The following is a 6051-nucleotide window of genomic DNA, read 5'->3' as shown; positions in this document are numbered from 1 at the left end:
GACAGGTCCTCGGCGAGGCCGAGGGCCTGGGGGACGATGGCGAGGTGGGCCCAGCCGAAGTCGGCCGGGTCGTCGCCGGGGAAGCCGTCGCCCCACCGCAGCTCGCCGTCGTCGGGGCGCTCCCAGCCGCACACCAGGTTCAGCAGGGTGGTCTTGCCCGAGCCGGACGGCCCGACGACGGCGACCATCTCGCCCGGCTCCAGCAGGAACGACACCTTGCGCAGGGCGGCGACCTCCTCGGCCGCCCGCCGGTAGGACTTCGACACCTCGTCGACGACGAGCACGGGCGGCCCGCTCACGCCAGCGCCCTCGCCGCCGTGTGGCCGTGCTCCAGGCGCACCTGGTGGTCGGCCACGCCCATCACGTTCGGGTCGTGCGAGGTCACGACGACGGTCACCCCGAGGTCGCGGAGGTCGAGGATGGCCTGGAGCAGCCGGCGGCCGGACTCGACGTCCAGCTCGGCGGTCGGCTCGTCGGCGAGGATCAGCTGGGGCCGGCCGACGGCGGCGGTGGCGAAGGCCAGCCGCTGCTGCTCGCCGCCCGACAGCTGGACCGGCCGGTGGTCCAGGCGGTGCTCCAGGCCGAGGGCGTGGAGCAGGGTGTCGCCGTCCTCCGCCCGCCGCAGCCCCCGCAGGCGGGCGGCCATCGTCACGTGCTCCTGCACGGTCAGGTAGGGCAGGAGGTTGTCGGCCGGGTTCTGGAACACGTAGCCGATGATGCGCCGCCGGAGCCCCCGCCTGGCCCGCTGGCCGAGGCCGTCGACCTGCACGTCGCCGATGCGGACCTCGCCCTCGTCGGGCTGGTCCATGAGGGCGAGGATGCGCAGCAGCGACGACTTCCCGGCGCCCGACGGCCCGACGATCGTGCTCAGCCGGCCGGTCGGGAAGCGGGCGTCGACGGCGGCCAGCGCGCTCACGTCGCCGGTGGCCGTCACGTACACCTTGGTCACCCCCCGGCAGGAGGCGGCGTCGTTCGGGTCAGGCACCAAGGCGCAGCACCTCCGCGGCGTTGGTCCGGTCGGCCGAGCCCTGGGCGGCGCGCGCCCCGAGCCAGGCCACGAACAGGGTGGCGGCCAGCACGGCCGCCAGCACGAGGTAGGGCAGCCGCAGCAGCGGCACGGGCGGCACCTGGGGCAGCGGGTCGACCTTCCCGTAGACCATCCAGGCGGCCAGGCAGGCGAGCACGCCGCCGATCACCGAGCCGACCACGAGCGTGGTCAACAGCTCGACCAGCAGCGACCAGCGGTGGGCCCGCCGCGACAGCCCCATCCGGCGCAGGAACGCGTACGAGACCTTGCGGGACCGCTGGCGGGTGTCGAGGTAGAGCAGCAGGCCGCCCACGGTGATCAGCCCGGCGATCACGCCGAGGGACTGCATGAACCCGAACGCCCACGACACCGTGGCGAACGAGGACTGGTCGGCCACCGCCGACGTGGAGTACGTGAACCGCACCTGCACGCCGGCCCGGTCGAGCTCGGCGAAGAAGTCGTCCGGGTCGCCCCTGAACCACAGCTCGATGCTCGGGGTGGCGCCGAAGGCGGCCAGGCTGCGCTGGTCGACCACGACGAGCGGGCGGGCCGGGCTCATGCCCGGGAACACGTCGACGTCGGCCACCCGGTCGATCTGGAGGTCGGGAAGGGTGCGGTCCCGGAAGCCGACGACCGACCCCTCGGGCAGCGCCCCTCCGGCCACGATGGCCGGCACCGGCTGGCCGCTGGCCGGGTCGACCGGGGCCAGCCGGTCGAGCAGCGACCCGAGCGAGGCGCCGGAGAAGCTGGCGTCCCAGAAGGCGCCGTCCGGGAACGTCGTCGGGTCGACGCCGATCACGTCGACGTCGTCGCCCTGCTTGAGCCGCCACACCTTGGTCGCCGACCCGGCCAGCGCCTCGGGCACGGGCTGGTCGCCGTTCAGGTTGACGGCGGCGTCGCCGCCGACGGCCACCCTGGCCTTCGCGGCGAGCGTGGTCTGGAGGGACCGGGTGAGCGCGGCCGCGTAGACGAGGACGCCGACGGCCATGGCCGACGCCGCCACCAGGATCACGGCCACCCGCGGCGCGCTGCCGAGGCGCCGGGCGGCGAGGTAGAGCCAGTCCGGCCATGAGGTGCCGCGGCGGCGGAGGCGGCCGAGGACGAACACGAGCACCCGGCCGGCGAGGGCGACGGTGCCGACGACGAACAGCAGCGGGAAGGCGAGGGCCAGCAGGTCGATTCGGGGCACGTCGGCGCCGCGGGCGACGGGGACGCCCTCGATGCCGATGCGGCGGTAGGACCAGGCGGCCAGGGCCAGCACGCCGAGCTCCCACGGCACCTTGCCCCGCCACGACGCCCTGGCCCCCACCGGCCGGGTCGACAGGTTCCTCGCCCGCAGGCCGGCGACCACGCCGAGGAGGACGACGCCGACCACGAGCGCCACCGCCGTGCGCCGGAGGGAGTCGCCCACGGCCGGGCGGTCGACGAGCGTGGTCGGCCCGAGCAGCTTGACGACGACGAGGGCGAGGCCCCACCCGGCGGCCACCCCGACGACGGCCGGCAGCAGCATCTCGAGCGCCGCCTTCACGCCGATCGCCGCGCCGCCCACTCCCCGCGCCGCCAGCATGACGACCTCGGTGCGGCGGCGGTCCACCCAGTACGTCCCGGCCGCCAGCACCAGCACGGAGGCCGTGAGCACGCCGGCCACGGCCACCGGCTCCACGGCGCCGCGGAGGGCGGTGATGATGGCGTTCGACCGGGTGGCCACGAACGGCAGGGTGCTGAGCATCTCGGGGAAGAAGGCCTGGTCCTCCTCGGCGATGCCGACCGCCGTCGCCACCTGGCGGGGCACGGCCTGGAGCTCGTCGACCACGTGCTCGGCCTGGTCGACGGTGAGCCCGTCGGGCTCGAGGGGCAGCTCCCAGGTCGCCTCGCCGGCCAGGTCCACGGCGCCGACCATGTCGACCCACGTCTGACGATCGGTGAGGACGACGGGCGGCGGGCGGTCGCCGATGCCGCCGGCCGGCTGGAGGATCTGGCGCTGCGAGCACCAGTACGGCTCGAGCTCCTCCTCGGCCAGGTCGTGGTACACGCCGGTGACGGTGAGCGGCGCGCTCTGCCCCGACCACCGGACGACGAACGGGTCGCCGGGGTGGAGGCCGAGCTGGCCGGCCGTCGTGTCGGTGATCCAGACGCCCTCGGGGTCCTCGCCCGGCGCCGGCGCGTCGCCCTCCACCACCTCGACGTGCTCGAGGGCGTGGGACCGGAAGGCGACCTGGGCGCCGACCGACTCCTGGGCGGTGGCGGTCTCGTCCCTGGCCAGGTCCACGGCCGGCGTGAGCAGCGTGAGCACCCGGTCGCCGACGTGGTCGATGCGGTCGGTGGCCTGCCGGACCGGCTCCTCGAGGTTCGGGAAGTAGCCCTGGAAGTTCATGGTGCCGCCGGTCGTCCACTGGCAGCGCTCGGCGACCTGGTCGGCCAGCGCCCGGTTGCCGCCCGACGACAGGAACAGCGGCGGCGCGGCGATCGCCGCCCCGAGGACCATCAGGCCGCCGGCCACGGCGGCCAGCACGGCCGGCTGGCGCAGCAGCAGCAGCGGCGCGCGGGTCCACGGTGCGGTGCGGAGGGCCGAGGAGCCCCGGGCCCGACCTTGCGACACGTTCGCCTCCCTTGCTCGGTCGCGGGCGGCGGTCCCCCCTCCGAGGACCGGCCGTCGGCGCACCTACACCGTCGGACCGGCTGCGGTTCCACCCGGCCCTCGCCCCTTCGCGGTGGGCGCTCCCGGCGGCCGCCCGCCTACTCGCCGTCCCGGCGGGTGACGAGCACGCACACGTCGTCGCCCCCGGCGAGGCGCACCCCGCGGAGCAGCTTCTGGCAGACCATGTCCGGCTCCTCGTCGCCGAGGGCGGCGACGGCGCCGGTGAGCCGGGCCAGCCCGTCGGTGAGGTCCTCGCCCCTGACCTCGACGAGCCCGTCGGTGTACAGCACGAGCATGCCGCCGGGCGGCAGGTGGTCGTCCTGGGCGACGAACTCGGTGGCGCCCGCGCCGACCGGGGGGTTCAGCGCGCCGGCCAGCAGGCGGGCGTCGCCGTCGGCCACGAGGACGGGCGGCGGATGGCCGGCCGACACCGTGGAGAGCGCGCCCGACGCCGGGTCGGCGACGGTGATGGCGAGGGTGGCGAAGGTGTCCCCGCCGAGCAGGGGCTCGCCGAGGGCGAGGGCCTCGGCCGGGGACAGCCCGGCCAGCAGCCAGGCGTGCACGGCGTTGCGGAGCTGGCCCATGGCGGCCGCCGCCCGCAGCCCGTGCCCGCCGATGTCGCCGACGACGAGCGCCACCCGCCCGTCGGGGAGGGGCACCACGTCGTACCAGTCGCCCCCCACCGCTGCCGACTCGGTGGCCGGCTCGTAGCACCCGGCCAGGGCGAGGCCGGGCACCACCGGGAGCCGCTCGGGGAGCACGGCCCGCTGGAGGGCCTCGGCGACCGTGTGCTCGCGCTCGTAGCGGGTGGCGTTCTCGAAGGCCACCGCCGCCCTCGTGGCGAGGTCCACGGCCAGGGCGACGTCCTCGTCGCCGAGGAGCCGGCCGGTCGTCGCCATCGACAGCACGCCGAACGTCGCCCGCGGCGTGGCGAGGGGGACGGCGAGCGCCGAGCGCAGGCCGAGGGCCCGCACCTCGTCCGCCACCTGCGGGTCGGGCAGCACGTCGACCCACCGCCCGGCGCCGCTGGCCAGCACCGGCCGGCCCGAGCGGTAGGCGATCGACGCCTCGGCGTCGGACTCGATCGGCACCGGGGCGAGGTCGAGCAGCGGGCCGAGGTCGACGGCCGGGTCGCGGTGGCGGGCGACGATGCGCCGCAGCATCCCCTCCTCGGGCACGAGCACGGTCGACAGGTCGGCCACGTGCTCGACGACCAGGCCGGCCAGCCGGGCCGCCACCTCCCGGGTGTCGAGCGACTCGGTGAGCGCGGCGGTCGCCTCGGCCAGGATCGTGAGCCGGGCGGAGGCCGCCCTGGCCTCGGTGACGTCCCGCACGACCACGCCGACGCCGAGCACCTCGCCGCCCTCGCCCCGCACCGGGTAGAAGTCGTCGATCCAGAACCGCTCCTCCTCGGGGTGGGCGGCGGTCGACCCCCGCAGCTCCACGCCGAGCACGGGCTCGCCGGTGGCCAGCACGTGCTCGACGGCCGGCCCGGCCACGCCGGCCAGCGCGGGGATGACCTCGTCGACCGTGCGGCCCACGTGCTCGGCCTCGGACCGGCCGTTGATCTCCTCGAGGCGGCTGTTGACCCGCACGAAGCGGCGGTCCCGGTCGAAGAACCCGAAGCCCACCGGCGCCGTCGCCATGGCGGTGGCCAGGAGGGCGGAGGTGGCCTCGGACGCCTGCAGGGCGAGGGCCCGGGCGAGGGCCGACGCCGTCACCGAGGCGATGCCGGTGACGAGGGCCCGGTCCTCGTCGTGGAAGGCCCGCGGCTCGGCGAAGTAGGCGGCCAGGGCGCCGAGCACGACGCCCTCGGCGACGAGCGGCACCACCGCCAGCGCGGCGTGGTGCACGCCGCGCTCGGCGAGGGCGGGGAAGCGGGCGGCCCGCTCCTGGGGCGACGTCAGCCACACCGGCTCTCCGGTGGCGATGGCGACGGGCACGGGCAGGCGGGCGTCGAGCGCGATGCGGCCGAGGGCGGCGACGGCGCCGTCGGCGAGGCCGTCGGCGGCGAGCCGCTCGGCGGCGGCGGTGTCGGCGAGCCCGTCGGCGGCGAGGTGGTCGGCGACGCCGGTGTCGGCGAGCCCGTCGGCGGCGAGGCGCTCGGCGACGCCCGTGTCGGCGAGCCCGTCGGCGGCGAGGTCGTTGGCGGCGACCGCGGTGTCGGCGAGGCCGTCGACGGCGAGGCGCTCGGCGACGCCGTCCGCCGGGCGGGCCAGCCACAGGCCGCCGCCGTCGGCCCCGGTCGCCCCCCGGGCGGCGGCCACGGCGACCGACGCGACCTCGGCCAGCCGGGGCGCCGCGGCCACGCGGGCGGCGACGTCGCGGAGCCGGCCGAGCGCGACCCGGTGCTGGTCGGCGGCCAGCCGCGCCGCCCTGGCCTCGG

At 76.9% G+C, this 6051-nt stretch carries 4 protein-coding genes; all 4 read right to left on the bottom strand.

Going from position 1 to position 6051, the window contains the following annotated elements; translation table 11 throughout:
* A partial coding sequence (locus tag VGB14_05710) for an ATP-binding cassette domain-containing protein (protein ID HEX9992406.1) occupies positions 1-299 on the bottom strand: 299 nt, incomplete at its 3' end.
* Positions 296-985, bottom strand: coding sequence for an ATP-binding cassette domain-containing protein (locus tag VGB14_05705; GenBank protein HEX9992405.1), 690 nt, complete (start codon positions 983-985; stop codon positions 296-298). The genes VGB14_05710 and VGB14_05705, both read right to left, overlap by 4 nt.
* Positions 978-3626, bottom strand: coding sequence for an FtsX-like permease family protein (locus tag VGB14_05700; GenBank protein HEX9992404.1), 2649 nt, complete (start codon positions 3624-3626; stop codon positions 978-980). The genes VGB14_05705 and VGB14_05700 overlap by 8 nt, the downstream gene beginning before the upstream one ends.
* 137 nt (positions 3627-3763) lie before the next feature.
* Positions 3764-6051: SpoIIE family protein phosphatase (locus VGB14_05695; GenBank protein ID HEX9992403.1), on the bottom strand; the 2288-nt coding region annotated here is incomplete at its 5' end.

It is taken from the genome of Acidimicrobiales bacterium (assembly GCA_036399815.1).
GTDB lineage: Bacteria > Actinomycetota > Acidimicrobiia > Acidimicrobiales > DASWMK01 > DASWMK01.
The sequence above is the reverse complement of the archived record's forward strand: the minus strand, read 5'-3'. Positions and strand labels throughout refer to the sequence as shown.